At 69.1% G+C, this 25027-nt stretch carries 20 protein-coding genes; 13 read left to right on the forward strand and 7 right to left on the reverse strand.

From position 1 onward, the window contains the following. Position 1 precedes the first annotated feature (1 nt). Both hutU and DQ353_RS03380 read right to left on the reverse strand, forming a co-directional pair. Positions 2 to 1681 (reverse strand): urocanate hydratase, encoded by a 1680-nt coding sequence (gene hutU / locus DQ353_RS03375; protein ID WP_113761372.1) that lies wholly within the window; start codon positions 1679 to 1681, stop codon positions 2 to 4. Next, the gene (locus DQ353_RS03380; RefSeq protein ID WP_286166576.1) at positions 1678 to 2391 is read right to left on the reverse strand and encodes an IclR family transcriptional regulator; all 714 of its coding nucleotides are present in this window, start codon (positions 2389 to 2391) and stop codon (positions 1678 to 1680) included. Before DQ353_RS03380 ends, hutU begins: the two co-directional genes overlap by 4 nt. A 128-nt stretch (positions 2392 to 2519) precedes the next feature. Here DQ353_RS03380 and hutH point away from each other — a divergent pair, with 128 nt between their 5' ends. The 4 genes from hutH (at position 2520) to DQ353_RS03400 (ending at position 6535) form a co-directional block, all read left to right on the forward strand. Further along, the gene (hutH, locus tag DQ353_RS03385; protein ID WP_113761373.1) at positions 2520 to 4082 is read left to right on the forward strand and encodes a histidine ammonia-lyase; all 1563 of its coding nucleotides are present in this window, start codon (positions 2520 to 2522) and stop codon (positions 4080 to 4082) included. A 31-nt stretch (positions 4083 to 4113) separates the two neighbouring features. After that, positions 4114 to 4755, forward strand: a complete 642-nt coding sequence (locus tag DQ353_RS03390) for a HutD/Ves family protein (protein WP_113761374.1) — start codon at positions 4114 to 4116, stop codon at positions 4753 to 4755. 498 nt (positions 4756 to 5253) lie between these two features. Next, positions 5254 to 5910, forward strand: coding sequence for a LysE family translocator (locus DQ353_RS03395; RefSeq protein WP_113761375.1), 657 nt, complete (start codon positions 5254 to 5256; stop codon positions 5908 to 5910). Between the two features lie 19 nt (positions 5911 to 5929). Next, complete coding sequence (locus DQ353_RS03400; protein WP_113761376.1) at positions 5930 to 6535, forward strand: HutD/Ves family protein; 606 nt, start codon at positions 5930 to 5932, stop codon at positions 6533 to 6535. Between the two features lie 67 nt (positions 6536 to 6602). Here the strand turns inward: DQ353_RS03400 and DQ353_RS03405 are convergent, their stop codons facing one another. Together DQ353_RS03405 and DQ353_RS03410 are read right to left on the reverse strand one after the other, a co-directional pair. Further along, complete coding sequence (locus tag DQ353_RS03405) at positions 6603 to 6866, reverse strand: hypothetical protein (protein ID WP_113761377.1); 264 nt, start codon at positions 6864 to 6866, stop codon at positions 6603 to 6605. A 102-nt stretch (positions 6867 to 6968) separates the two neighbouring features. Further along, entirely contained in the window at positions 6969 to 7232 is a 264-nt protein-coding gene (locus tag DQ353_RS03410; RefSeq protein ID WP_113761378.1) for a CopG family transcriptional regulator, read from the reverse strand. Positions 7233 to 7605: 373 nt separating this feature from the next. Here DQ353_RS03410 and DQ353_RS03415 point away from each other — a divergent pair, with 373 nt between their 5' ends. The 5 genes from DQ353_RS03415 to DQ353_RS03435 all read left to right on the forward strand — a co-directional run bounded on the left by DQ353_RS03415 (position 7606) and on the right by DQ353_RS03435 (position 12824). Further along, the gene (locus tag DQ353_RS03415) at positions 7606 to 8121 is read left to right on the forward strand and encodes a toxin-antitoxin system HicB family antitoxin (RefSeq protein ID WP_286166578.1); all 516 of its coding nucleotides are present in this window, start codon (positions 7606 to 7608) and stop codon (positions 8119 to 8121) included. A 9-nt stretch (positions 8122 to 8130) separates the two neighbouring features. Beyond that, the gene (locus DQ353_RS03420) at positions 8131 to 8988 is read left to right on the forward strand and encodes a DUF4097 family beta strand repeat-containing protein (protein ID WP_113761380.1); all 858 of its coding nucleotides are present in this window, start codon (positions 8131 to 8133) and stop codon (positions 8986 to 8988) included. 171 nt (positions 8989 to 9159) lie between these two features. Next, the gene (locus DQ353_RS03425; RefSeq protein ID WP_113761381.1) at positions 9160 to 11700 is read left to right on the forward strand and encodes a PEP/pyruvate-binding domain-containing protein; all 2541 of its coding nucleotides are present in this window, start codon (positions 9160 to 9162) and stop codon (positions 11698 to 11700) included. Next, positions 11697 to 12311, forward strand: coding sequence for a TetR/AcrR family transcriptional regulator (locus DQ353_RS03430; RefSeq protein ID WP_113761382.1), 615 nt, complete (start codon positions 11697 to 11699; stop codon positions 12309 to 12311). The genes DQ353_RS03425 and DQ353_RS03430 overlap by 4 nt, the downstream gene beginning before the upstream one ends. 72 nt (positions 12312 to 12383) lie before the next feature. Next, a complete protein-coding gene (locus DQ353_RS03435) occupies positions 12384 to 12824 on the forward strand; it encodes a hypothetical protein (protein ID WP_113761383.1) in 441 nt (146 codons plus the stop codon). Here DQ353_RS03435 and DQ353_RS03440 read toward each other — a convergent pair. The 3 genes from DQ353_RS03440 to DQ353_RS03450 are packed head-to-tail and all read right to left on the reverse strand — an operon-like array spanning position 12794 to position 16808. Continuing rightward, on the reverse strand, positions 12794 to 14206 hold the full coding sequence (locus DQ353_RS03440; RefSeq protein WP_113761384.1) for an alanine racemase: 1413 nt from the start codon (positions 14204 to 14206) through the stop codon (positions 12794 to 12796). The two genes, DQ353_RS03435 and DQ353_RS03440, sit on opposite strands and share 31 nt — an antisense overlap. Continuing rightward, positions 14203 to 15819, reverse strand: a complete 1617-nt coding sequence (locus DQ353_RS03445; RefSeq protein ID WP_113761385.1) for an FAD/NAD(P)-binding protein — start codon at positions 15817 to 15819, stop codon at positions 14203 to 14205. The genes DQ353_RS03440 and DQ353_RS03445 overlap by 4 nt, the downstream gene beginning before the upstream one ends. Then, positions 15816 to 16808, reverse strand: coding sequence for a pyridoxal-phosphate dependent enzyme (locus DQ353_RS03450; protein ID WP_181578221.1), 993 nt, complete (start codon positions 16806 to 16808; stop codon positions 15816 to 15818). The genes DQ353_RS03445 and DQ353_RS03450 overlap by 4 nt, the downstream gene beginning before the upstream one ends. 329 nt (positions 16809 to 17137) lie before the next feature. Here DQ353_RS03450 and DQ353_RS03455 point away from each other — a divergent pair, with 329 nt between their 5' ends. The 4 genes from DQ353_RS03455 (at position 17138) to DQ353_RS03475 (ending at position 24982) form a co-directional block, all read left to right on the forward strand. Then, positions 17138 to 17677, forward strand: coding sequence for a peroxiredoxin (locus DQ353_RS03455; protein ID WP_113761387.1), 540 nt, complete (start codon positions 17138 to 17140; stop codon positions 17675 to 17677). Positions 17678 to 18284: 607 nt separating this feature from the next. After that, entirely contained in the window at positions 18285 to 20807 is a 2523-nt protein-coding gene (locus DQ353_RS03465; RefSeq protein ID WP_286166580.1) for a biotin carboxylase, read from the forward strand. 80 nt (positions 20808 to 20887) lie between these two features. After that, entirely contained in the window at positions 20888 to 22174 is a 1287-nt protein-coding gene (locus DQ353_RS03470; RefSeq protein ID WP_113761390.1) for a serine hydrolase domain-containing protein, read from the forward strand. A 51-nt stretch (positions 22175 to 22225) separates the two neighbouring features. After that, the gene (locus DQ353_RS03475; protein ID WP_286166581.1) at positions 22226 to 24982 is read left to right on the forward strand and encodes an aminotransferase class I/II-fold pyridoxal phosphate-dependent enzyme; all 2757 of its coding nucleotides are present in this window, start codon (positions 22226 to 22228) and stop codon (positions 24980 to 24982) included. The last annotated feature ends 45 nt before the right edge of the window (positions 24983 to 25027 follow it).

The following is a 25027-nucleotide window of genomic DNA, read 5'->3' on the forward strand; positions in this document are numbered from 1 at the left end:
TCTACTGCGCCATCGGGATGCGCACGCCGCGCTCGTTGGCGACCTCGATGGCGCGCTCGTAGCCGGCGTCGACGTGGCGGATCACGCCCATGCCCGGGTCGTTGGTCAGCAGCGCCTCGAGCTTGGCCGCGGCCAGCTCGGTGCCGTCGGCCAGCGAGACCTGTCCGGCGTGGATGGAACGGCCGATGCCGACCCCGCCGCCGTGGTGGATCGAGACCCAGGTGGCACCGGAGGCGGTGGCGGTCAATGCGTTGAGCAGCGGCCAGTCGGCAATCGCGTCCGAGCCGTCCTTCATGGATTCGGTCTCGCGGTACGGTGAAGCCACGGAGCCCGAGTCAAGGTGGTCGCGGCCGATCACGATCGGCGCGGAGACCTTGCCCTCGGCCACCAACTGGTTGAACAGCAGGCCGGCCTTCTGGCGTTCGCCGTAGCCCAGCCAGCAGATGCGTGCCGGCAGGCCCTCGAACTCGACGTGCTTCTGGGCGGCATCGAGCCAGCGGTGCAGGTGCTCGTTTTCGGGGAAGAGTTCCTTCAGCGCCTCGTCGGTGACGCGGATGTCTTCCGGGTCTCCGGAGAGCGCGACCCAGCGGAACGGGCCAAGGCCCTCGCAGAACAGCGGGCGGATGTAGGCAGGGACGAAGCCGGGGAATTCGAAGGCGCGGTCGTAGCCGCCCTGGCGTGCCTCATCACGGATCGAGTTGCCGTAGTCAAAGACCTCGACGCCGATGTCCTGGAAGCCGACCATGGCCTCGACGTGTGAGGCCATGGCGGCCTGGGCCTTCTTGGTGAAGCCTGCCTCGTCGGCCTTGGCCTCCGCGTCCCACTGCTCGATGGTGTATTCCACCGGCAGGTAGCTCAAAGGGTCGTGTGCGGAGGTCTGGTCGGTGACGATGTCGAAGGAGACCGTCCCGGCCTGCTGGCGGCGCAGCAGCTCCGGGAATACTTCCGCGGCGTTGCCGACGTAGCCCACCGACAGCGCACGGCCCTCGTTCTTCGCGGCGGTGACCTTGGCGATTGCGGCATCCAGGTCCAGCTCGACGTCGTCGAGGTAGCGCTTGCCCAGGCGGCGGCGCAGGCGCTCCTCGGAGACGTCGACGATCAGGCAGGCGCCGCCGTTGAGGGTGACGGCCAGCGGCTGGGCGCCGCCCATGCCGCCGCAGCCGCCGGTGAGGGTCAGCGTGCCGGCCAGGGTGCCGTTGAAGCGCTTCACGCCGATCGCGGCGAAGGTCTCGTAGGTGCCCTGCAGGATGCCCTGGGTGCCGATGTAGATCCAGGACCCCGCGGTCATCTGGCCGTACATCATCAGGCCCTCGGCCTCGAGCTTGCGGAACTCCGGCCAGTTGGCCCAGTCGCCGACCAGGTTGGAGTTGGCGATCAGCACGCGCGGTGCCCACTTGTTGGTGCGGAAGACGCCGACCGGCTTTCCGGACTGGACCAGCAGGGTCTCGTCCTCTTCCAGGTCGGTCAGGGTCTTGATGATTGCGTCGTAGGCTTCCCAGGAGCGGGCCGCGCGTCCGGTGCCGCCGTAGACGACCAGGTCCTCGGGGCGCTCGGCGACCTCCGGGTCGAGGTTGTTCATCAGCATCCGCAGCGGCGCCTCGGTCTGCCAGCTCTTGGCCGTCAGCTTGGTTCCGCGCGGGGAACGGATGACGCGGGAGGGATCATGTTGGGTGAAGCTCATGGCTGGTTCTCCTGTTGGTAGGCGGTCAAAACGTTGTGGGCCTCTTCGGCGACGAGTTCGCCGATGGCCTTGATCTTTTCGGGATTCATGCGATAGCTGGGGGCCACGATGCTCAGCGCCGCAATCACCCGGGTCCCGGTGGTGGTTCCATCGGGAGCGTGCATTTCCACCGCGATCGGTGCTGCGATGGCGGTGACGTCCGCTTCGACACCGCGGTCCACCACCACATACCCGGCTTTCGGGGTCTTGCCCGAGAGCACCGCACCCGATGCGCTGCCCTCCATCGGGACGGTGCGCCCGACCCAGGAGGAATGGCGCACCGAGTGGGTGCCTTCGCGCATGGCGATGTAGAGCCCGTGCTCCCCGCCGGGCCCGTGGTGGGCCCGGACGTTGACATAGGCCGATTCGCCGGTGGCCTCCACGATCCGCTCCAGCGCCGGCTCGGCGAGGGAAATGATCGACTCGTGGCTCAGTGCCTGGGCACCGAGCTGCACGATGCGCAGCCCCGGTCGGTAGGCCCCCTCGTCGTCCTTGCGGACGAAGCCGGCGGATTCCAGCGTGCGAAGCAGGCGCAGCGCAGTGGATGCTGAGAGTTCGGTTCCTCGCGCGGCATCGGCAAGCGTCAGGAAACCGGCGTCACAGACCGAGCCCAGCAGCTGCAGGGCCCGCTCCACGGTGCGGGTCGACGGTTCGGCCACGATGATCTCCAATGTCGGAATCTGTTGGTAATACTGCCCCAGGGGTTGCCCTTTGGCACTCACTGCGTTTCACTTATTGAAACGTGTATTTCATCCAATGGCAAGCCTTCACCATATTTTGTTCCCGAAAGGACACCCCCATGACCCCCACCGTTATCGTTTCAACCGGAGCACTGAACTCAGCCGACGTCGTGGACGTGGCCCGCCATCTGGTCGCGGTCGAGCTGTCCACCGATTCGCTGGCGGCGATGGCCGACTCGCGCAACGTCATCGATGCACTGGTGACCGACACGGTTCCGCACTACGGGGTATCCACCGGATTCGGGGCCTTGGCCACCAAGCAGATCCCGATCGAGCTGCGCACCCAGCTGCAGCGCTCGCTGATCCGCTCGCACGCCGCCTCCTCCGGTGCCGAGATCGACCGGGAGATCGTGCGCGGGCTGATGCTCAACCGCCTCTCCACCATGGCCACCGGCCGCACCGGGGTGCGCCCGGTGGTGGCGCAGACCTACGCGGCGCTGCTGAACGCGGCCATCACCCCGGTGGTCGGGGAATACGGGTCGCTTGGCTGCTCCGGCGATCTGGCGCCACTGTCCCATTGCGCCCTGGCCGTGATGGGCGAGGGCAAGGTCCGCAATGCCGACGGCGTTCTGCTCGACGCTGCCGAGGCCATGGCCGCGGAAGGCATCGAGCCGGTCGTGTTGGCCGAAAAGGAGGGTCTGGCCCTGATCAACGGCACCGACGGCATGCTGGGCATGCTGCTGATGGCAGCAGCCGACCTGCGCCGACTGGCCTCGATCGCCGACATCTCCGCGGCCATGAGCGTCGAGGGCCTGCTGGGCACCGACTCCGTCTTCGCGGCCGACCTGCACGCACTGCGCCCGCACCCGGGCCAGCGCGACGCTGCTGCGAACATCCGCGCCGTCCTTGCGGATTCAACGATGATTGCCGAGCAAAAGGCCGGAGCCCACAAGTTCACCCGCGTGCAGGACGCCTACTCGCTGCGTTGCGCGCCGCAGGTCCACGGAGCGGTGCGCGCAACACTTGCCCACGCCGAATCGGTCGCGGCGATCGAGCTGGCCTCGGCCATCGACAACCCGGTGGTCACCGTCGATGGCCGCGTCGAGTCCAACGGCAACTTCCACGGCGCCCCCATCGGCTACGTGCTGGACTTCCTGGCCATCGCGGTCGCGGACCTGGCCTCGATCTCCGAGCGCCGCACCGACAGGTTCCTGGACACCGCCCGCAACCACGGCCTGAACGCCTTCCTGGCCGATGACCCCGGGGTGGATTCCGGGCACATGATCGCCCAGTACACCGCCGCCGGCATCGTCTCCGAGCTCAAGCGTCTGGCCGTCCCGGCCTCGGTGGATTCCATCCCGTCCTCGGCCATGCAGGAAGACCACGTCTCCATGGGCTGGCATGCCGGCCTGAAGCTGCGCCGTGCCATCGACGGCCTGGAGCGCGTGCTCGCCATCGAGCTGCTCACCAGCGCCCGCGCACTGGACATGCGCGACGGCGGCCTGGCCACCTCCAAGTCCTCGCCCGTCATCACCGCGGTGCGCACGGCGATCCGCGCGAAGGTCCAGGGCCCGGACACCGACAGGTTCATCGCCCCGGAGATGGAGGAAGTGCGCCTGCTGGTGGCCGATGCCTCGATCCTGGACGCCGCCAACTCGGTGCTCGATGCCCCACTGTCCTAGCAGCGGCACCCCGCCAACGGAGGAACGCGCCATGAGCACAGCACCGAACCAGGCACTGTCCCCCGGCAGCGTCCTGCCCTATTCCGAACTGGTACCAGCCCCGTGGCGCAATGGCGGCGGGGTGACCCGGCAGATCGCCTCGGGGAAGCTGGGTGCGGCAGGCGAACCGGTGCCCGCCACCGGGGACGAGTGGGACTGGCGGCTGAGCATTGCCGATGTGGAATCCGAAGGAGATTTCTCGGCGTTCGACGGGATGACCCGGATCCTGACCGTCATCGAGGGCGGGACCTTGGCCATCACCGTCGATGGGACGACGCAGCAACTGGAGAAGTTCCGGCCGCTGCGCTTCGACGGCGGGGCGGCGACCAGCGCGAGGCTGCCCGCCGGGCCGATCCGGGACCTGAACTTGATGGTCCGCACTGGAAGAGTGAAGGGGCGGGTCGCGATCGTTGAGTTCTCGGAAAAGCACCCGGTGCGGATCACCGGTGGCCGGCTCGGGGTCCTGCTCCATGGCCGGGCCGGGTTGCTGCTCGGCGAAAACAAGGCCCAGACACTGGAACGCCATGACACCGTCGTTGGCGGCGAAGAAGCAACACCGGCAATAAGCGGCTACGGCCTCTTGGCCGTGGTTTCGCTGGAGCCGGACCTGGCGTGCTCCGCGCAGCCATCCTGAACGGGATCGGCCGCCGACGGCTCACTGCCGGCCTCGGGCGCCGGCTGACGGGAGGGTGCGCTGGCTCCCTCCCGTCAGCCACCGGGGCACGGTGGCCCAAAGCACCGGCGACCCCATGCCTTGGGAAGCTCCACCAGCTGCGAGCCGCGGGGAGGCGCACCCATGCGAACCGTTCGCATGCCGGGAAGCCTCCGGGTGCGCCGCGACAAACAAGTACCTCGCCGAGCTGAAGTCCGCCAGTTCCGCGGGAGACGAGCGCAAGAAGCAACTCGCCGCCGGCCCCCTGCAACCCTGGTCGAGACAGACAAGTTCCATGGGTTCACGCTGGTTCCCCGGGATTCCGTTGTTGACGGGCCGTCCGCTGAATGATTGCCTCCTTGAAGGATCCTGCGCGGCGTATTCCGTCTCGTTCACCGCAAAGCGGTAACACCCGAGATCCTGCTCACCACCAGGGGATCCCATTTCGTTTCGCAACCCGCCAAGCCAGATAATGGTGCCATGCCGTCTTCATCTCTCCTGGGCTTCGCCGGGGTAGCCCTGGTCGTGGTGCTGGCCCCGGGGCCCGACACCTTCCTTGCGCTCCGCTATGCCCTGAACCGCCCGCGCAACGGGATCGCTGCCGCACTGGGGATGATGGTCTCCATCATGGGTTGGGCGGCTTTGGCCGGGCTGGGCGTGGCGGCCTTGCTGCAGACCTACCCGGCCATCCACCAGGTCATCGCCATCGTCGGCGGCGCGTACCTGCTCTACCTGGGCCTGGGCTCGCTGATCAAGGCGAAGTTCCTGGCCGGAGCCACGGCGGCGACAGCGCGCACGACCACGCGTTCAGCGACGGTTCCCGGAACCGAATACACGATCCTCCAATCCATCCGCGCCGGCATTATCTCCTCGGCGCTGAACCCGAAGCTTGGCCTGCTTTTCCTGGCGTTGATGCCTCCCTTCATACCCGCCGGATCGAACATGCTCGGCTCCGCCATGGCACTGGGGGCAATCTTTGCGGCCATGGGATTTGCCTACCTTGCCGTCCTGACGGCCATCGCCGCCCGGGCCATGGCCTGGTTCAAGAGCCCGACCGTGGGCATCTGGCTCGAGCGGGTGTCCTCCGCGGCTCTGGCCATCATGGGCGTCGTGGTGCTCATCGGGGCCTTCCTCTAGCCCCGTTAGACTTCTTCCCATGACAACCACGAACCGCGCCCTGGCCACCGGCACCGTCTTGCACCTTGCCGATTCCGCCAAGAGGAAATGGGCCCACGGCGACGTGCGGGAAATTGCCGCCGGAATGTTGGGCCCGGATGCCGGCTTGCTGCCCGCCGAAGGCAGCCATTGGGACTGGCGCCTGAGCGTCGCATCGATCGAGCGCGCCGGGGAGTTCACTCCCTATGACGGATTCGACCGCACACTGACGGTGATCGCCGGCGAGCTGCTCGAACTGACCGTCGACGGCGCCGCCCAGGCGGTGGAGGCCCTGCGGCCCTTGAGGTTCTCCGGCGGCAGCGCGGTCAAGGCCGCGCTGCCCACCGGCGAGGTGCTGGCGCTGAACCTGATCACCCGTTCCGGAGCAGTGCGGGGCAGCGTACGCATCGTGGAGCTGTCCAAGAAGCGCGAGCAGCATCTGTTCGGCGCCCAGTTCGGCGTGCTGCTGCAGGGCAAGGCCGTCATGCGGCACGCCGACACCGAAGAGCCGCTGGAACTGCGCGACACCGTCATTGGCGGCGAGGAGGACTCCCCGCGGATATCCGGCCGCGGCTTCATGGCCGTGGTGTCCCTGGACCGTCCATGATTCCGGGGCCCCGACAACGACTGCCACGTTGCCCGGGGCCGTCGGCGAACTCCTACCGGGTCTTGTACTACTTGGTGAGACCCGGCGAGACCGGCACGAATTCGATGGCGTTCTTGCGATGGATCTTCACCGGCGAGCGCGAGAAGCCCTTGGCGTCCATATTGTTTCCCAGGCGGAAATCTGCCAAGGCAGCGTCATAGAGCTCGTTCATCCGGCGACCGCTGACTTCTTCCTGTGTCCCGTCGGCGAAGGTGACGGTCAGGGTCATCTTCTCGGGAAAGTGGCGGTTCATCCGCACGAATCCGTCGGCGTCCTGCTTGAGGTTGATCATGTGCATCCTTCATTCGATAGCGTGTATCCCCCAGTCTTCACCACGCCCGGCCGTTTTCTGCAGCGCCTTGCATAGCGGCGGCAAGTTTTTCGCGCCGGCCCTTCAGGCCTGGTTCGCTACCAGGGCCTCGTGTATGACCTGCGAACGCGTCTTATGTTCCTTCTTTGCCCGGGCATAGATGGCTGCAAGCTCCTCCACGCTCGGCCGCACCGGGACGACCTGAGACGGCGGGGCCCCACGACCGGGTCGACCGCGCCCTCGCTTCTCGAGGGCCTGCATGTCGTATCCACGCTCTGCCTCTGCAGCCCAGGCCGCCATGTGCCCCTCGGAGACCGGAACGCCGTTGATCGTCTCGTATTCACTCACACGAATATTGTCATCCGGAAGGCCCGTTGGCGGAAGGCGGACTGGCACCGGCCAGACCCGGCTTGGCCCCGTCTGCGGTGAACCGGTCTCGTGTCAGGGCTCGGGCGCATCCCAGGGCATGACACACCGGGACCGGCAGTCGTCCTGCCTCTTGCCCGGCCACTGCATGCCGAAGGACCGGTTGCACGGGCAGCGGCCCTGGGCGTTCGGGTTCCCGATGCCGTGGGAACGCCCTTCCCCGCACCCAAGAAGGCCACCGACCAGAGGAATCCTGCCGCGACGCTGCCCTCGCCACTCCGAGGCCAACATGCATGACACCAAATTGTTGGCACAGGCCATTGACGTGACGTCATCATGGTCTCACTCTGGCATCGTGAACATTTCCCGTTACGTCAAGAACCTGCAGAACCAGCTCTCGGCGGCCGCCCAGGCCTCGGGCGACGAGGCCCAGGCCGTCGCCGAACGGCTGGCCCCGACGCTCGATGCCTCGGTGAGACTGCTGCTGCTTGAGGTCCTCTCGGACGCCGCAGCAGAAATCACCACCGACCTGGCACCGGGCTCGGTCGATGTGCGGCTGCGCGGAGCCGACCCCGAATTCGTCGTCACCGCTCCCCCGTCTGCTTCCCCCGATTCCGCCGACCACGAATCCTCCCCGGCCGAATCCTCGTTGCCGGAGCCGGGCCAAGACGCCGATCCGGCGACCGCGCGGCTGACCCTGCGGCTGCCCGAAGGCCTCAAGACCCAGGTCGAGGCCGCCGCCGCACGCGAGGGCCTCTCGGTCAACACGTGGCTGGTGCGTGCCGTCTCGGCCACGCTCAACACCCCGCCCGGGGCCCCCGCACAACCCCAGAAGAACTCCGGCCACCGCTTCACCGGCTGGGTCCGTTAGGACAACGCCATGCACACCTTCAAGCCATCCGGCCCCGTTACCGCCTCCATCGACCTGTCGATGGGCAACATCCGCATTCTCGCCGGCGACGGCGGGATCCTCACCGTGCAGGTTGAGCCGTCCAACCCCGCCAAGGCCGCCGATGTCCGCTCGGCCGAGTCCACCGTCGTCGAATTCTCCGGAGACCGGCTGGAAGTCATCCAGCCCAAGTCGCTGCGCACCTACACGTGGTTCAGCTCCGGCAGCTCCATCGAGCTGGTCGTCCATCTTCCTTCCGGCTCCCGCATCGGGGCAAACACCGCCTACGGGTCCATCCGCACCGAGGGAGCCCTCGGACCCTCGAGCCTCACGACCTCCTACGGGGACATCACGGTCGAGGAAGGCGAGGACCTGCGACTGCGCACCGGCTACGGGGATGTGGTCCTGGACCGCGGCACCGGACACACCGACATCCGTGGCGGGAAGGTCCGTGTGGGGCAGCTCGACGGCACCGCCGCAATCCGCAGCGCCGAGCACGGCACCCACGTGGGCCTGGCCACCGGTGACCTGCGGGTAGCCTCCTCCTACGGCGACATCGAGGTCGACAGCGCCCTGGCGACCGTCGTGGCCAAGACCGCCTACGGGAAGGTGCGCATCCACGACGCATTGCGCGGGGCCATCGACATGCGCAGTTCCTACGGCGAGCTGGAACTCGGCATCCGCGAGGGCAGCGCGGCCTGGCTGGATCTGGAAACCGGCCACGGCACCGTGCGCAACAACCTCACCGCCACCGATTCGGTTCCCGGGGCTTCGACGGACACCCTGCAGGTCACCGGCCGCACCTCCCACGGCGACATCACCATCGGCCGCGCCCGCCCGGTCCGCTGAACGGTACGGGACCACACACCCCGCAGCCGGGCCCTGCCTCGAACAGGCGGGAACCCCGGGCAGGCCATTGCTTCCACCCGGTCACGGGGCCTACATTTAGAGAACGCACAGTTCTCTAAGGCGTTCGGGTTCCCGGCCGTGCAACGCAGGTCCGCATCCCCAGGAGGAAACATGGGCACAACGACGGCTTCCCGCCCCGTGACCGTTGCACCGCTGGCCGAGTTCGGCTCGGCAGACCTCCCCGTGGTCGGCGGCAAGGCGGCAAACCTCGGCGAGCTCATGCGCGCGGGACTGCCCGTGCCCGACGGATTCGTGGTCACCACCGACGCCTACGCGCAGGCAGCGCAGCTCGCCGGGCTGCAGGCGCTCGTCACCGACCCGGCCGCCACGCCGGCGGCCCTGCGCGAGGCGATCCTGTCCACCGGGATGCCGAAGGACATCGGCCAGGCGGTCACCGCAGCCTACCGCCGGCTCGGGGAAAACATCCCGGTCGCGGTGCGTTCCAGCGCCACGGCCGAGGACCTGCCCGGTGCTGCCTTCGCCGGCCAGCAGGACACCTACCTCAACGTCGTCGGGGCCGATGCGGTCATCGATGCGGTGGGCCGCTGCTGGGCCTCGCTGTTCACCGACCGCGCCGTCGACTACCGGCGCCACCGCCCGTTCACCCCGGCCGAGGTCCGCATCGCCGTGGTGGTGCAGGTGATGGTCGAATCCGACACCGCCGGGGTGATGTTCACCGCGGACCCGCTCAGTGGGGCGCGCGACCGCATCCTCATCGACGCCGGCGCCGGCCTGGGCGAGGCCGTGGTTTCCGGCCTTGTCACCCCCGACCACTACGTCCTGGAGACCGGCGGGAAACTGCTGGAATGGAAGCCCGGACGCGGCGAGGTCGTCATCCGACCGGCTGCAGGCGGCGGGGTGTCCCACGAGGCGGCGACGCGAAAGACGGTGCCGGCCGGCGGAAGCGAGCTTCACGGCGCGCTGCTCACCGCCGCGAACCTGGCGTCCCTGGCAGGCCATGCGCGCACCATTGCCGGGCATTTCGGCCGCCCGCAGGACATCGAATGGGCGATCGCCGCCGGCAAGACCTGGATCGTGCAGGCCCGGCCCATGACGGCACTGCCCGAACCCACCGCACCCCTGGGACGCCTCCGCCGGCTGCAGGGCGCAATCCTGGCCGAGTACCTGCCCGTGCGGCCCTACCCGCTGGATGTGACCACGCAGATCGCCCACGGACCGGCCGAAATGATGCACCGGATCACCGAATACTTCGGGCTGGAGGGTGCCTTCACCAACTACCTGCGCGAGCAGGACGGGGTGGTCGTTGCCCTGGTCCCGCCGTCCCCGCGCCCCACCCCGCGCCTGCTCCTCACCCCGGCGAAGCTGGCCTGCAAGGCCCGCCGCTTCAAGTCCGCCCACTGGTCCGCCGACCCCCGGCAGGCCGCCTTCCTCGCCGAGGTCCACGCGCTGGAGTCACTCGAGCTTGCGGCGCTGCCATGGGCCGCGCTGCTGGATGTGCCGGCCCGCGCCATGGCCACGCAGGACTTTTGCCGGGACCTGCGGATCGACTACCTGCCCGGCAGCGGGCTTGCCCTGGCGCGAATGATCGTGTTCACGGCCGTGCTGGGCCGCCGCAAGCTCGTCGCGGACCTGCTCGGTGGCGCGCAGACCCGCACCGAGGACTCCAACCAGGCCCTGGCCAGGCTGGCCGACGAGCTGCGGGCCGACCCGCAGCTGCGTGGTGCACTCACCGGACTCGACGTGGAACAGGTTTCCCTCGCGCTGTCGCGGGATCCGCGGCTCGCCGGATTCGCCGCCCGGCTGGAAGCCTTCCTCGCCGAGTTCGGCCGCCGCGAAACCACCTCCCCGTTGCTGGTCAGCCCACCGACACTGGCTGAGTCCCCGCAGATCGTGCTGGGCATGGCACTGTCCCTGGCCGGCGACCCGGCCGCCGCCCCCGCAGCAGCGGATTCGCGCTCCGCCACCGCCCGGGACCGCCTGCTGGAACACCGGCTGCTGCGCGGCCCGCGCCTGGCCAAACTCGCCCGCGCTTGGGTCCAGGCCGCCCGGGAAGCGGTGGTCTTCCGCGAGGACACCCACTTCCATTTCACCGCCGCGCTGCCGGTGCTGCGCCGCTCGCTGCTGCAGATCGGCGCCCGGCTGCAGGAAGCGGGGGTGCTGAACGAGCCGGAGGAGGTCTTCCACCTGCGCTGGGAGGAGCTCACCGGCATCTTCGACGCAGCGGCCATCCCCGCCGGGCAGGCCGAGCGGATACGCGCCGCCGTGACGGCGCGCACGGCCAAGCGCACCGGGCTCGCCGGCGTGCCGATGTTCGACGCCTCGGTGTTCTTCCCCGCCGCGGCCGCTTCGGATGCCCTGGCCACCGGCACCCCGGCAGGCTCGGGAACCGCCACCGGCGTGGCCCGGATCATCCGCGACGCCGCCGACTTCGAGCGGCTGGGCCACGGCGAGATCCTGGTGTGCCCCTACACCAACCCGGTCTGGACGCCGCTGTTCCGGCGGGCCGCCGCCGTGGTGGTGGACACCGGCTCCGTGGCCTCGCACGCGGCGATCGTGGCGCGCGAGTACGGGATCCCCGCCGTCATGGGGACCGGAACCGGAACCGCGGTGATCTCCGACGGGGAGAAGGTCACCGTGGACGGGACGCGCGGGCGCATCACCCGCGCAGTGCAGGCAGCGGCCACGACATGAAAACGGAGCCCCCGGACCACCGCACGCTGCCGCGCCGACACGGCCAGGAACTGGAAGAGGCCATCCTCGCCGCGGCCCTGGCCGAGCTTTCCGAGCACGGCTACCCGGCCTTGACGATGGAGGCGGTCGCCAAGCGGGCCGGAGCCAGCAAGGCCTCGCTGTACCGGAGGTGGCAGACCCGCGCGGCACTGGTCATGGACGCCGTCTACACGCTGGCACCTTCACCGCAGGCCCTGCCCGACACCGGCGCGCTGCGTGGCGACCTGCTCGCGGCCCTCCGCCTGGGCGCGGCCGCGCTTCGGGGCCCGGCCGGGGAGGCAATGCGCGGGATGCTCGCCGAGACGCTTCCGGATGCCGATCGAAGCAAGGCCCTGCGGGCCCGGTCCCAGGGCAGGAACCGCCAGCTGATGGCCGAGGTGCTGCGCCGCGCGGGCGCACGGGGCCAGGTCCCGGACGGAGCGGTGACCCCCGCCCGGCTGGAGGTCGGGGCCGCCTTGCTGCGCAACCACTTCCTCTTTCGCGGGGAACCGCTGGACGAAGGCACGCTCGTGGGCTTCGTGGACGAGGTGCTGCTGCCGCTCTTCGGCACGCTCCCGAACCAGACAGGCTGAGCCGCGGGTTCCCTGAGGTGGCCCGGATAGGATTGCCCCTTCAGCGCCAACCAGGAACGGGGAACGGCAGCCATGGACTACAACGACTTCGAGCTCGTCGCCTTCCGGGTGCTCTGCCTCGCCGCGGCACTGCCGCTGGTGGCCATCGGGATCCACGTGCACGTGCGCCGCGGCGCCAGGGCCGGCCACTGGTACATGGTCCTGGGATGCCTCGGTTCGATCGTCTACGGGCTCTTCGCCGGCCCGGCCGTCGGGGCGGTGTTCCCCCCTCCCTATGTCCCGGGCCTCTCCGAGGGCAAGGGCCTGGACCTGCGCGGAATCTCCTTGGTCTTCGGCTCCTGGTTCGGCGGATTGCTCGGTGCCCTCGCCACCCTGGCCACCTTCGCGACCTCCCAGGCCGTCCGCCGGCGCCGGCAACGCCGGGCCGCGCGATCCGCCCACATGCCCGCGCCAGGCACCGGGTTGGACCAGGCCGGCCCGGCTCAGGCGCGCAACGCCCGGTCCTCGATCTGATCGGGCACCCAAGCGCTCCCGTCCCGGACCAGGTTGACCGCCAACGGCAATTGGTGCGAGGCGCTTTCCACGATGTGCATCAGGTAGCCGGCGGTGTTGGGAAACGCGACCACATCGTCCGGGGCGGCACCTTGGGGGAACTCGAACCGCCGGCGCAGGATCAGCTCCTCCTCGATGCAGTAGGCACCGACCAAGAACCCGCTGAACGGCTCGCGTGCCCGCCGCGGCCCGGCCGCGTGCAGCAGGATCGGGTCAAGCAGGAAGTCCGCCGAGGTCGATCGGCACTGGGTCCTGTTCATGTGCAGGCCCAGCAGCGGGACCCCGTCGCTGCGCTCCTTGCCGAAGGCCACCGCGGCCAGGGTCAGGCCGCACCCGTCCAACACCGAACGCCCCGGTTCGCAGCGCAGCTGGAGGTTCCGTGCAACCAGCAGCTGCGCGATGGTTCCCGCGGCTCCCGCGGGCCGGAAGGCCAGGACCGCATCGAGCCACGGGCCGCGGACCAGGTCCTGGTGGTAGGGGTAGACGCCGGTTCCAGGGTTCTTGCCCACGGCTCCCAGTGAATCGGCTTTCCAGGTGATGTCCTCGCTCCCGGCGGGCTGCCCGGCGAGCGCCTCCCAGAAACCGGTCCATTGGGCGGCGCTCTCCAGGTAGGACATCGGGATGCCGCCTCCCATGTCGATGAAACCCGGTGCATGGCCCAGCTCCGCCAGCTCGTCGACGAGCCGGAGGGATTCGGCCAGCACCAGGGCGCGATGTTCGGCGCTGTAGCCGTTGAGGTGGAAGTGGATCCCGGCGACCTCAAGTCCGGAGCGGTCGTGGTGCCCGCCCAGGAACGCGAGCCAGTGATCCGCCCGCAGGCCGAAGCGGGTCGGCGGCAGCAGGGGGTTGGAGGAGGCCAGGCGCAGGGCGACCCTGGCCCGCATCCCGCGGGCGGCGGCAACCTCCAGGAGGTCCTCGGCTTCGTCCCGGTTGTCCAGGCTCACCACCACGTCGTTGTCCAGGGCCAGGGCCAGCAGCTCACGGGATTTCACGGCCGCCGTGACGATGACCCGGGCAGGGTCCACGCCGCGGCGCAGGGCCTGGTCGAGCTCGTGGAAGCCTGCCACGTCGATCCCGCAGCCCGCCTCGACCGCAGCATCGATGGCTCCGATGGTCTTGTTGGCCTTGCGCGCCAGATACACCCGGAAATCCACGCGGTGCCCGGCGGCCGCTGCACGCAGCTCGTCGGCGTTGCGGCCCAGGGCGGAGAAGTCGTGGAGGTTCACCGGGGATCCGAAGGTGTCGATCAGTTCCCGGCACCCCGCGGGGTCGGCGAGCAGAGCCTCCATCCAGGGTTCGAGGCGGGCGGTGAGCGGGAGTGTTCCGTGCATCAGGGGTTTCATGTTCGTTCTCCAAGGTCTTGGGGCATCCGTTGCCGTGCGATGCGTCGGGCCCACCGCACATGTTCGTCGTGCAGCGAGCGGTTCAGGGTGTCGTGGCCCAGCGTGGGGCCCTCGGTGGGGCGTCCGAGCGCGGCCAGGGATTCGTTGCGGTTGCCGCTTGCGTCGAGGCAGGTTCCATCGGTGTCGGTCAACATCCCGGTTTCCCCCTCGCGCACCATGAGTTCTCCGGCGGCCAGCAGGCCCGCCATGACGGGCGAGAATGCCGCTCCGCCGGGCGCCGGTGCCGCCAGGATGCCGGGAGGCGGCGTGACCGCATCGATGACCAGGGTGTCGGCCGGAGCATGTTGTGGGAATGCCCCTTGGTCCAGCAGGCCGGAGTCGAAGAGCGCCAGCAGCTTCAGTGCCGTGTTTTCGGGAGGTCCGAAGGCCATGCGCTCCAGCGATCTGGCAACGCGCCGGAAAATCCGGGCCTGCGCGGGATCCCAGCGCACCCGGGAGACCGCGAGCACCAGCTGCGGATACAGTCCCGACCAGACCCTGCCCCATACCCACGCCGTGCCCGGAGGCGTGTGACCCCGGTTCACCGCGATGCTGCGGCGGAGGTGTTCGGCGGCCGTCTCGGTGCCGGGTCCCGGTTCCCCGCGCCCGGTCAGGGCAGTGCGCCACAGGGCCAGGGGCGTGGCCGGTGCCCCGGAGAGTTGCGCGCATTCCATGGCGCAGGCCAGCAGGATGCCAAAGAGCCCGGTGCATCGGGCGCCGGGGCCGCCCGGGCGGGCCTCGGGGCCGGCGCCCCACGCCAGGACCTGGTCCCGGTACGCGTCAAGGCACCGGTTGATCGATTCGGGCACCCGCACGGGCTTGGGGTCCGTGGGCAGGTTGCTCAACGATCCCATGGCGATCTTCGCCGGTTCCCGGCCCGTGGGGACATATCCCAGCGACGGGCCGCCGGCCCCCTCGGCCGGGATCCACCGCCCGCCGCGGCCCTCGGTCAGCAAGAGCACCGCATCGTAGGCGGTCAGTGCCGCACCCCGGATCAGGACCCGGCTTCCGGCGGGGATGGATGCCTCCCCCAGCGCACCGTAGTCCCCGATGAGTGCGTCTTGGTTGCGCGCGCCGGCGAACCGGGGCCCGGGGGCCTCGCCGGGCAGCCCGTGTCCGGTCGCCAGCACCACCTCGTCGTAGAACCCGGTCCCGGCGTCGCCGGCCACCTCCCATAGCTCCCCGGCACGGGCCACGCCGGTGACCCGGGCCGGCACGTGGGCCAGCTGGAAACTCGCGGTTTCGGCCAGCGTCCGGAACCGCTCCCGCAGGTAGCTGCCGACCACGGCACGGGGCGGGTAGCGCTCGGTGACGTAACGGGGTTCGACCCGAGCCACCCAGGAAGCGAAGGACCCGGCTCCTTCGGCGGAGGTGGCGTCGACAATGCCCGCCGCCACGTTCAGCCGCACGTGCCTGGGCTGGCCCGCCTGCCAGACCCGTCCGGCACCGGGCGGGTAGGGGTCGAAGACATCGACGCTCAGGTCCTCGGCGCCCACGGGGGAACATTGGTCATTCAGTTCCAGCAACGCAAACAGGGCCTTGGGCCCTCCACCGACGAAGGCGATGCGTGTCATCGGGTGCTGGTGCCCTGCACCTGGTCCACGGTGCCTGGTTCCGGCTCGTGGCCGAGGTTGTTGCGGACCCAGTCGTCGTCATAGACGGTGTGCAGGTACGGCACGCCCGAATCGTGGACCAGGAAGCCGAGGCGCGAGCCTTCCTCGGTGCCGTGAATCTGCTGTTCCATCGCCGCAACGATGGCCCCGGTGGAGGCGCCCGCCAGGATCCCCTCGCGCTTGGCCAGCGTGCGGCACCCGCGAACCATGTCGATCTCCTCGATCCTGCACACCACGTCGGGGTCCGCCTGCAGGGAAAGCTCCGTCACGACGCCCGCACCGAGCCCCGGGAAGCGCCGCTGGCCTTCCGCGCCGCCGAACAGCACCGATCCGACGGCGTCCACGGCCACCAGCGTGGTTTCCGGATGGTGTTGGCGCAGGTACCGTTGGCAGCCCAGGAGGGTGCCGGTGGTGCTGGTGGCCACGAACAGCATGTCCAGCCGTCCGCCGACGGCCTCCATGAATTCGGGCATCGTCGTGCCGAAGTGCGCGTCCGGGTTGGCGGGAGATCCGTATTGGTTGGTGGTCACCGCCCCGGGGTTCTCGTTCAGCAGCTGCTGGACCCGTTGCCGCCGGGCGGCGAGCTTGTTGCCGTCGGGCGGCGTTGGCACCAGCTCGATCCTGGCCCCGTAGGCCCGCATGATCTCGAGCGCCGAGCGGTTGGCGTTCTCGTCGACGACCGCCACGAACCCGATCCCGCGGACCACCGATTGCCGGGCCAGCGCGATGCCAAGGTTCCCGGAGGTCGATTCCACGATCAGGCCCCCGGGTTCGAGCCGGCCGGAAGCCACCAGCGATTCAATGAGGCTGTTGGCCGTTCGTTCCTTGGTGCTGCCCGAGAGCTGGAGCAGGTCCAGCTTGGCAAAGACCTCCGTCCCGGAGCCCTCGAAAAGACGATTGAGCTTGGCCGTCGGGGATTTCATCGGGCTCAGCGTTCCGTCGCTGTACATGTTCGCTCCTTGCTTCTGGTTGGAAAGATCATCCGGCCCGGCTGCCCTGGAACGGAAGGGACCTGGCTGGAGCCGAGGCCATCCGGCCATGCGCCCCGGCGGGGAAGGCCAAAACCGAAACCACGGACGTACCCGTGGCGGAGGGTGACGACTGTGGCCAGTCTAGGAGCGGGGTACAGGTTCTGAACAGGGAATATCGACAGAATCGACATTCCCCCGGGAAACTCGCAGGTAAGACCTGCCCGAGATGCACAAGCGCCCGGCATCGCACGTTCGGGAAGGCCCGATGCCGGGCCGTGGTCCGGTGCCCGGCATGGCAAAATAGTGCCATGGACATGCCCATGGACATGCCCCTGGACACCCTCGCCACGCGGCTGGTCGGACAGCAATTCCCGCTGATCGCCCTGCCCGCCACCAGCGGAAAGACCATGGGGCCAATGGACTTCGCCACCGGTTCCTTCGTGCTGTTCATCTATCCGCGCACCGGACGCCCGGACACCGTGGAACCGCCAGAGTGGTCGCTGGTTCCCGGCGCCAAGGGCTGCACCCCGGAGGCCTGCGAGTTCCGCGACCTCGCCGCCGACTTCGCGTCAATCGGCTACCGCGTCCTTGGCCTGTCGAACCAGGACACCGGTTACCAACGCGAAGCCGCCGAACGCCTGCATCTGCCCTACCCGCTGCTTTCGGATCCCGGCTTCGTGCTGGCCACCGCGTGCGGCCTGCCGACCTTCGGCTTCGACGGTGAACTGCTCCACGTCCGCAGCACCCTGGTCGTGCGCGACCGCATGATCACCCACGCCTTCCTCGGCATCACCGAAGCGGCGGCGCATCCGCGCGACCTGCTTGATCGGCTCCGCGCCGGCAGGTAACCGGCGCCGCACCCGGCAAGAACCTGCCGGGGCGTCACCGCATCGGTGCCGGGCACTCCCCGGGAGCATTCGGAGACCCACCACGCGTAACATTCAGAATTCCTGGAGCTTGTTAAGCCGACAGGTTTCCGTTTCGCCCGCTTCTGCCCACCGCCGTCCCGTCGGGCCGGAACCCCGCGGAAATACACCCTCCGAACCACGCTGAGACTCGCCTCACTCCATGTGGGAGCCGGATTCGACGATTTCTCGCCCAAACCCCTGGCAGTGTCCATCAGGGGTCGAGCGAGGCGCCGCGAACCTCCACGGGCACCGCCCCGAAGCCCCGCCGCAGACGGAAAACACCACCCGCACGAGACGAACACCTACCGTACACGCATCGTTCACCTGGCCCATTTACGTTGGCTGGACTTGACGAAGGAAAGGGTGAATCCGCAATGGATGGTCCTGGGCAGCCGCCCCGGGCCGGACGTGGAGGATGCCGTTCGAGGTGTTGCCTGCCGGCCCCCGTGCGTCGCGCTTGACGGCGCAACTCATGCGGCAATCGGGCACCCCAGCGGTGTACTCCTCGACGGTATTCGACCTCTTCCCCCAAAAAAGGAGTAGGGCCATGACAGCACGCGCGAACACTACCGGCAAGAAGATCGGCCAGCCAAGCAAACCCAACCAGCGGGTAGCCAAACCCGCAACCGGCAAGACCCCTGAAGCGTCCGTGGCCCCTTCCGCCAAGGCCGCCACGGACATCGCGCCCGCTGCGACACCCACCACACGTACCCCGGCAGCCAAGACCGCGGCATCCACGCCTCCGGAGACGGCGGCGAAGAAAACCACGGCAACGACCAAGTCCTCGGAAGCCGCGGCGTTGCCGTCCGGCGCAGCCGCACAGGCCGTCGCCGAGAAGTCCACCGCAACGAAGGCCTCCGAAGCACAGTCCACGTCTTCCCCCGCAGCAAAGACTCCCGAAGTGAAGCCCTCCGCAGCCAAGGCCACGGCACCGGCCCCGGTTTCCTCCGCACCCAAGCCCGCTTCCGCAAAGGCCGCCGAGCTGAAGCCCGATGCGGCCAAGACCAGCACGGAAAAGCCCGCCGCGACAACGTCCGCAGAGACGAAGCCCGTGACGGCTTCCACCACCGCAAAACCCCCCGCCAAGCTTTCACCCGCCATCGTTGTGCCCCCGCGGGCGACGGCGACCGCGAAGCCGACGACCGCGGCGAGCCGCACCGTCCCGAGTGCCGGGGCCAAGAGCGCGGAAACCATGGCTTCCCAAGGTTCCTCCGCGCTCCTCCCCCGGACCACGACGGACACCGGCGACACCGCCACCAAGGCGCAAACGGCCATAGGCACCGCGGCTCCTGCCCCGGTCCCCGCCGCGACGGCACCGGCACAACCTGCCGCCACCCCGTCGGTCGACGCTGCGCCCCGCACGCCCGAGGCATCGTCCCCGGGCTCCAAGCCACAAACCCCGGCCACCGGCTCCGCAGAAACCAAACCCGTGGCCCCGGCCGCCACCCCGGTGGCGGAGTCGATGCCGCGCGCAACCCCGACCGGCCCGGAGGCCCCCGAGGCCACCGTCGGCACCGACGCGGCCTTCGCCTCCACCGTGCCGTGCCCGCCCCTCCTGCACACCCTGCGCAACATCTCCGAGGTCCGCCACTTCTTCCGCACCAACGACGTGCCGATCTTCTTCATCGGAGCCACCCCGTTCAACCTGCTGGGCCTGGACCGCTGGGTCCGCAACTTCACCTACGTCAGCTACTACGACGCCTGGGACGGCGCCCACCCGCGGGTCTTCACCCCCGCGCACAAGCCCTACCGCGAGTTCGGCTCGGGCGAGGAAATCAACAACTGGCTGCTGCTGAACCCCGAGGTCCGCACCCGCATGACCAAGGACCTGCGTCCCGGGGTGCGGCCCAAGGTCGCGATGGTCTTCTTCGATACGGAGACCGAGCAGATCTGCGAGGAGCTGGGATACGACCTGATCCTGCCCTCGGCCGCATTGCGCCACCGGCTCGACTCGAAGATCACCACCACCGTCCTGGGCAACGAGGCCGGGGTGTCCTCGGTGCCCAACGTCCTGGGCACCGGCAGCGACTACAAGACCCTGCGCGCGGCCGCCGACGCCGCCGGGCTCGGGGAGGAACTGGTCGTGCAGACCCCCTACGGGGACTCGGGCAAGACCACCTACTTCATCAACTCCGAGGCGGACTGGGAGAAGCACAGCACCGGGATCGTCGGGGAAGAAATCAAGATCATGCGCCGGATCAACAACCTGCCGGTGGCCGTCGAGGCGGTGCTGACCCGTTCGGGCACCCTGGTCGGCCCGTTCCTCACCGAGCTGGCGGGCCACGAGGACCTGACCCCGTACCCCGGGGGCTGGTGCGGCAACGAGATGCACCCCGACGTCTTCACCGACTCGCAGCGGGCCCGGGCCACGGAACTGGTCAAGCGCATGGGCGACCGCCTGGCCACGGAGGGCTACCGCGGTTTCTTCGAGGTCGACGTGCTGGTGGACACCGACACCGACAAGGTCTACCTGGGCGAACTGAACCCCCGCATTTCCGGGGCCAGCGCCATCACCAACGTCACCGCCGGTGCCTACGCCGATGTCCCGCTGTTCCTCTTCCACCTGCTCGAGTACATGGACGTGGAATTCGAGCTGGACATCGAGGAGATCAACCAGCGCTGGGAGGCGCTCTCCGGGGCGGATGTGTGGAGCCAGATGGTCATCAAGGAAACCTCCGAGACCCTCGAGCTGCTCACCGCCACCCCGGCCACCGGCCAGTACCACCTCGATGCCAACGGCGCCCTGGTCTTCGGCCGCCCCGCCATGGACTGGCACATGCTGCAGAACGAGTCCGAGGCGTTCTTCCTGCGCGTCTACGGGCCCGGCGACTACCGCTGGAAGGGCGGGGACCTGGGCATCCTGGTGACCAAGGGGCGGCTGCAGGTCGAGCGCAACGGGTCGCGGCAGCTGAGCATCCGCGCCCGGCACTTCATCGACTCCATCCGGGCGGGCTTCGCCGGATTGCCGCTGGGCGGCGCGGTGCTGGAGCAGGAGATTCGCTCCGACGGCGCCGTCGAGGTGAACGTCCACTCGGACGGCGTCGGGATCGGGGTGCAGTCGCGTTGGTAACACCCGAGAATCCGGACGCCGCACACCGGCGGCGTCCCTGATGCCGCACCGATGCGGCGCCGCCGGCGGCGGGGGCAGCCGTGCTGGGCACTGACCCCGGCTACGGCGCCCCCTCCTCGGGCGTGGGAGTGGGCAACTGGCAACTGCCGCACAACCTGCACTGGTCCTTCCAACACATCTCCGAGTTCCTGCCCACCGCGCTGGTCTCGCGCGGGACCACCCCGGTGTCGGTCCTGCCGTGCGCACCCCGGGACCTGGGTCCCATCGTGCTGCCCGCCGCCTACCCCGGCGAGCCGCCGATGACCGTGGCCTCGGTCATGGCGGAAACCGACACCGACGCCTGGATGCTGCTGCACCGCGGGAACGTGCTCGCCGAGTCCTACCTCGGCGGGATGCTCCCGGCCACGGAGCACCTGCTGATGTCGGTGAGCAAGTCGATGGTCGGCACGGTTGCCGGGGTGCTGCATGATGCGGGGCTGCTGGACACCAAGGCCCCGCTGACCGACTACATCCCGGCACTGGCCGGCACCGGCTATGCCGGGGCCACGGTGCGGCACCTTTTGGACATGCGCTCGGGCATCGCGTTCTCCGAGGAATACCTGGATCCGCATGCGGAGGTGCGGATGCTGGAGGAGGCGATCGGCTGGGCCCCGCCCTCGCGCCCCGGGCCGGTGGGGATGTACCCGTACCTGCTGACGCTGGGACAGAAATGGGGGCACGGCGGGGTCTTCGAGTACCGGTCCTGCGAGACCGACATGCTCGGCTGGGTCTGCGAGGCCGCGGCCCGGGCACCCATGCCGATGTTGCTCTCCCATCTGCTCTGGGGCAAGCTCGGCGCCGAGTACAACGCCTCGATCGGAACCGACCAGTTCGGCACCGGCATGTTCGACGGCGGCATCAACGCCACGCTGCGGGATTTGGCCCGCTTCGGATCGCTCTTCCTGCACGACGGGGTGGCGCCCTCCGGCAAGCGCGTGCTCTCCCGCTCCTGGATCTCCCAGACGCTGGCCGGGGCCCCCGACTCGCGGGCGGCGTTCGCCAACAGCCCGGGCGACAACCGCATGCCCGGCGGGATGTACCGGAACCAGATGTGGTTCCCCTATCCCGGCAACGACGTGCTACTGGCCCTGGGCATCCACGGGCAGATGATCTACATCAACCGCCCCGCCCAGGTGGTGGCCGTGAAGCTCTCCTCCTGGCCGTACCCGCAGGACGCCGCGAAGCTCTTTGCCACGCTGCGCGCCTTCGATGCCGTTTCCGCGGTGCTCTCCGCCGAGCACCATGCCGAGCGCCAGTCCTATCTTCCGCTTTTCTCCGTCCCCCCGCGGGAACGGCCCGGCCCCTTTGCCCCGGACTCCCGTCCCTGACCACGCCCCCGTGAGGCCCCTGCCGGGGCACACCCCTGAAATGGAACAGACATGAAAGCGCCCATGGCGAACATCGACACCCAGAAATGTGCAACGCCCTCCAGCGTCTGGCGGTTGCGCACCGACGCCTGGGAGTACCTGGGCTACGCGGCCAAGCAGCTGCAGGGCCCGACGGATCCGGGCGGCGGCGAGCATGCCGTCGAGCCCGGCCTGCTGGCCGAGGCCACCCGCCAGCTGCACGTCCTGGCGGCCGTGGAGACCTACTGGGCGGTGCCCGGCAAGGCGCACGTGCTTGAGCTCGCAGCGCGGATCCACGAGGGTGACTTCGCCGCGGCGCTGGCCCTCATCGAGACCGTGACCCGCGGGTTCACCCGTTTCCGGCACGAGCTCGATGCGAAGCTGCCCGATTCCGGTCCGGACCCCGATCCCGCGGCCGAGGTGCCGGACGCCGCGGTCCCGGCCATCGCCGATCGCCGCCCGCGCTTCGAGGTGCTGGTCATCGATGACGTCTCGGCAACTGTGCGCGAGGAACTCGTCGCCGAGATGGCCGGCCAGCGCCGGGATTCGGACGCCTTCATCTACCAGATCAACGTGGTCCCCTCCCTCGAGGATGCGATCATCGCCGTGCTGCTGAACCCCACCATCCAGGCCTGCATCCTGCGCCCCGGCTTCGGGGTCGCTGCCCGCCACCGGCCCGACGACGACCTGCGCCGGTACCTGGACAATTTCCTGGATCCGGCAATCGCCTCCCACCCGCCCAAGGCACGCATCCTGGCGCTGGCCGACAAGCTCAAGGAACTGCGCCCGGAACTGGACCTCTATCTGGTGGCCGATGTGTCCATCGAGGAACTGGCCGGGCTGGCGAACCGGCGCTTCGCCAGGCTCTTTCGCCGCGAGGAGTCCATGGAACTGCACCTGTCCCTGCTGGGCGGGGTCGCGGCGCGCTACAAGACCCCGTTCTTCGACGCCGTGCAGGCCCACAGCCGCAAGCCCGCGGCGGTCTTCCACGCGCTGCCCGTCTCGCGCGGCGGATCGGTGGTCAACTCCCGGTGGATCAAGGACATGGGCGAGTTCTACGGAATGAACCTCCTGCACGCCGAGACCTCCGCGACCTCCGGCGGGCTGGACTCGCTGCTGGAGCCGCGTTCCACCATCCGCGACGCCCAGGTGCTGGCGGCCCGCGCATTCGGCGCCCGGCGCTCCTATTTCGTCACCAACGGCACCTCCACGGCCAACAAGATCGTGCACCAGTCGATCCTGGCCCCCGGGGACGTGGTCATCGCGGACCGCAACTGCCACAAGTCCCACCACTACGCGCTGATGCTCGCCGGCGCCCAGATCGCCTACGTGGATGCGTACCCGCTGAACGAGTACGCGTTCTACGGGGCGGTGCCGCTGCGCACCATCAAGTCGATGCTGCTGGACTACCGCCGCGCCGGGCGATTGGACCAGGTCAAGATGGTCACCCTGACCAACTGCACCTTCGACGGCATCGTCTACGACGTCGAACGGGTCATGGCCGAGTGCCTGGCCATCAAGCCGGATCTGGTGTTCCTCTGGGACGAGGCATGGTTCGCGTTTGCCGGCTTCCACCCGGTCTACCGGCGGCGCACCGCGATGGCCGCGGCCGCCAAGCTGGTTGCCGATTTCAAGGACCCCGCCTACATCGCCGCGGCCGCGGCCCAGCGGGCCACGCTCTTCGATCCGGAGACCGGGGAACCCGCCGACGACGAGGCGTGGCTGTCCGCCCGGCTGCTCCCTGACCCGGGGGCCGCCCGGTTGCGGGTCTACGCAACCCAGTCCACGCACAAGACGCTCACCGCGCTGCGCCAGGGCTCGATGATCCACATCTTCGACCAGGACTTCGCGCAGCTGAACGAGGTGACGTTCAAGGCCGCGTACATGACCCATACCTCGACCTCGCCGAACTACCAGATCCTGGCCTCGCTGGACATCGGGCGGCGGCAGGCGGAGCTGGAGGGCTACGAGCTGGTGCAGCGCCAGGCCTATCTGGCCCTGTCGGTGGCCCAGGCGGTGGCCCGCCACCCGTTGCTGAAGAAGTACTTCCGGGTCTTGAGCACCTGCGACCTGATCCCCGAGGAGTTCCGCGAAACCCGGCGCCCGATGCCGCTGCGCGACGGGATCGCCGCGATGGACGAGGCCTGGCGCACCGACGAGTTCGTGATGGACCCCAGCCGGCTGACCCTGCATGTCGGGAACACCGGGGTCGACGGGGACACCTTCAAGCACAAGTACCTGATGGACCGCCACGGCATCCAGGTCAACAAGACTTCGCGGAACACGGTGCTGTTCATGACCAACATCGGCACCTCGCGCAGCGCCGTCGCGTACCTGATCGATGTGCTGCTCAAGCTCGCCGAGCACTTCGAGGCCGAGCGGGCGGAGATGTCGCCGCACGCGCTGGCTGCCCGCGACGCAAGGGTCGCCGGCATGGCCGCCTCCCCGCCGCCGCTGCCGGACTTCAGCCGCTTTGCGCAGCGGTTCCGCACCGATGCGGACACCGTCGACGGGGACATCCGCAGCGCCTACTTCACCACCTACAAGACCGGTTCCTGCGGCTACCTGATGCCCGGCGAGCTCCATGCGCGGGTGGCCGCCGGTGACGAGGTGGTCTCGGCCGGCTTCGTCACCCCCTATCCGCCGGGCTTCCCGGTGCTGGTGCCCGGGCAGGTCTTCACCCGTCAGATTCTGTCCTTCATGGAGCATCTGGACACCCGGGAGATCCACGGGTTCGACGCGGAGCTTGGCTACCGGGTCATCAACGAGGTCCCGAGCCCCGGGTCCTGACACCAAAACCCATGCCGGCAAGGGGCAACCGGAGGGCAGTGGCGC

It is taken from the genome of Arthrobacter sp. AQ5-05 (assembly GCF_003287975.1).
GTDB lineage: Bacteria > Actinomycetota > Actinomycetes > Actinomycetales > Micrococcaceae > Paeniglutamicibacter.

What these genes read in the sequence shown, in the direction of transcription:
- hutU (WP_113761372.1), bottom strand. Translation starts at nt 1,681, where the DNA reads ATGAGCTTCACCCAACATGATCCCTCCCGCGTCATCCGTTCCCCGCGC.
- hutH (WP_113761373.1), top strand. Translation starts at nt 2,520, where the DNA reads ATGACCCCCACCGTTATCGTTTCAACCGGAGCACTGAACTCAGCCGAC.
- DQ353_RS03390 (WP_113761374.1), top strand. Translation starts at nt 4,114, where the DNA reads ATGAGCACAGCACCGAACCAGGCACTGTCCCCCGGCAGCGTCCTGCCC.
- DQ353_RS03395 (WP_113761375.1), top strand. Translation starts at nt 5,254, where the DNA reads ATGCCGTCTTCATCTCTCCTGGGCTTCGCCGGGGTAGCCCTGGTCGTG.
- DQ353_RS03400 (WP_113761376.1), top strand. Translation starts at nt 5,930, where the DNA reads ATGACAACCACGAACCGCGCCCTGGCCACCGGCACCGTCTTGCACCTT.
- DQ353_RS03405 (WP_113761377.1), bottom strand. Translation starts at nt 6,866, where the DNA reads ATGATCAACCTCAAGCAGGACGCCGACGGATTCGTGCGGATGAACCGC.
- DQ353_RS03420 (WP_113761380.1), top strand. Translation starts at nt 8,131, where the DNA reads ATGCACACCTTCAAGCCATCCGGCCCCGTTACCGCCTCCATCGACCTG.
- DQ353_RS03425 (WP_113761381.1), top strand. Translation starts at nt 9,160, where the DNA reads ATGGGCACAACGACGGCTTCCCGCCCCGTGACCGTTGCACCGCTGGCC.
- DQ353_RS03430 (WP_113761382.1), top strand. Translation starts at nt 11,697, where the DNA reads ATGAAAACGGAGCCCCCGGACCACCGCACGCTGCCGCGCCGACACGGC.
- DQ353_RS03435 (WP_113761383.1), top strand. Translation starts at nt 12,384, where the DNA reads ATGGACTACAACGACTTCGAGCTCGTCGCCTTCCGGGTGCTCTGCCTC.
- DQ353_RS03440 (WP_113761384.1), bottom strand. Translation starts at nt 14,206, where the DNA reads ATGAAACCCCTGATGCACGGAACACTCCCGCTCACCGCCCGCCTCGAA.
- DQ353_RS03445 (WP_113761385.1), bottom strand. Translation starts at nt 15,819, where the DNA reads ATGACACGCATCGCCTTCGTCGGTGGAGGGCCCAAGGCCCTGTTTGCG.
- DQ353_RS03450 (WP_181578221.1), bottom strand. Translation starts at nt 16,808, where the DNA reads ATGTACAGCGACGGAACGCTGAGCCCGATGAAATCCCCGACGGCCAAG.
- DQ353_RS03455 (WP_113761387.1), top strand. Translation starts at nt 17,138, where the DNA reads ATGGACATGCCCATGGACATGCCCCTGGACACCCTCGCCACGCGGCTG.
- DQ353_RS03465 (WP_286166580.1), top strand. Translation starts at nt 18,285, where the DNA reads ATGACAGCACGCGCGAACACTACCGGCAAGAAGATCGGCCAGCCAAGC.
- DQ353_RS03475 (WP_286166581.1), top strand. Translation starts at nt 22,226, where the DNA reads ATGAAAGCGCCCATGGCGAACATCGACACCCAGAAATGTGCAACGCCC.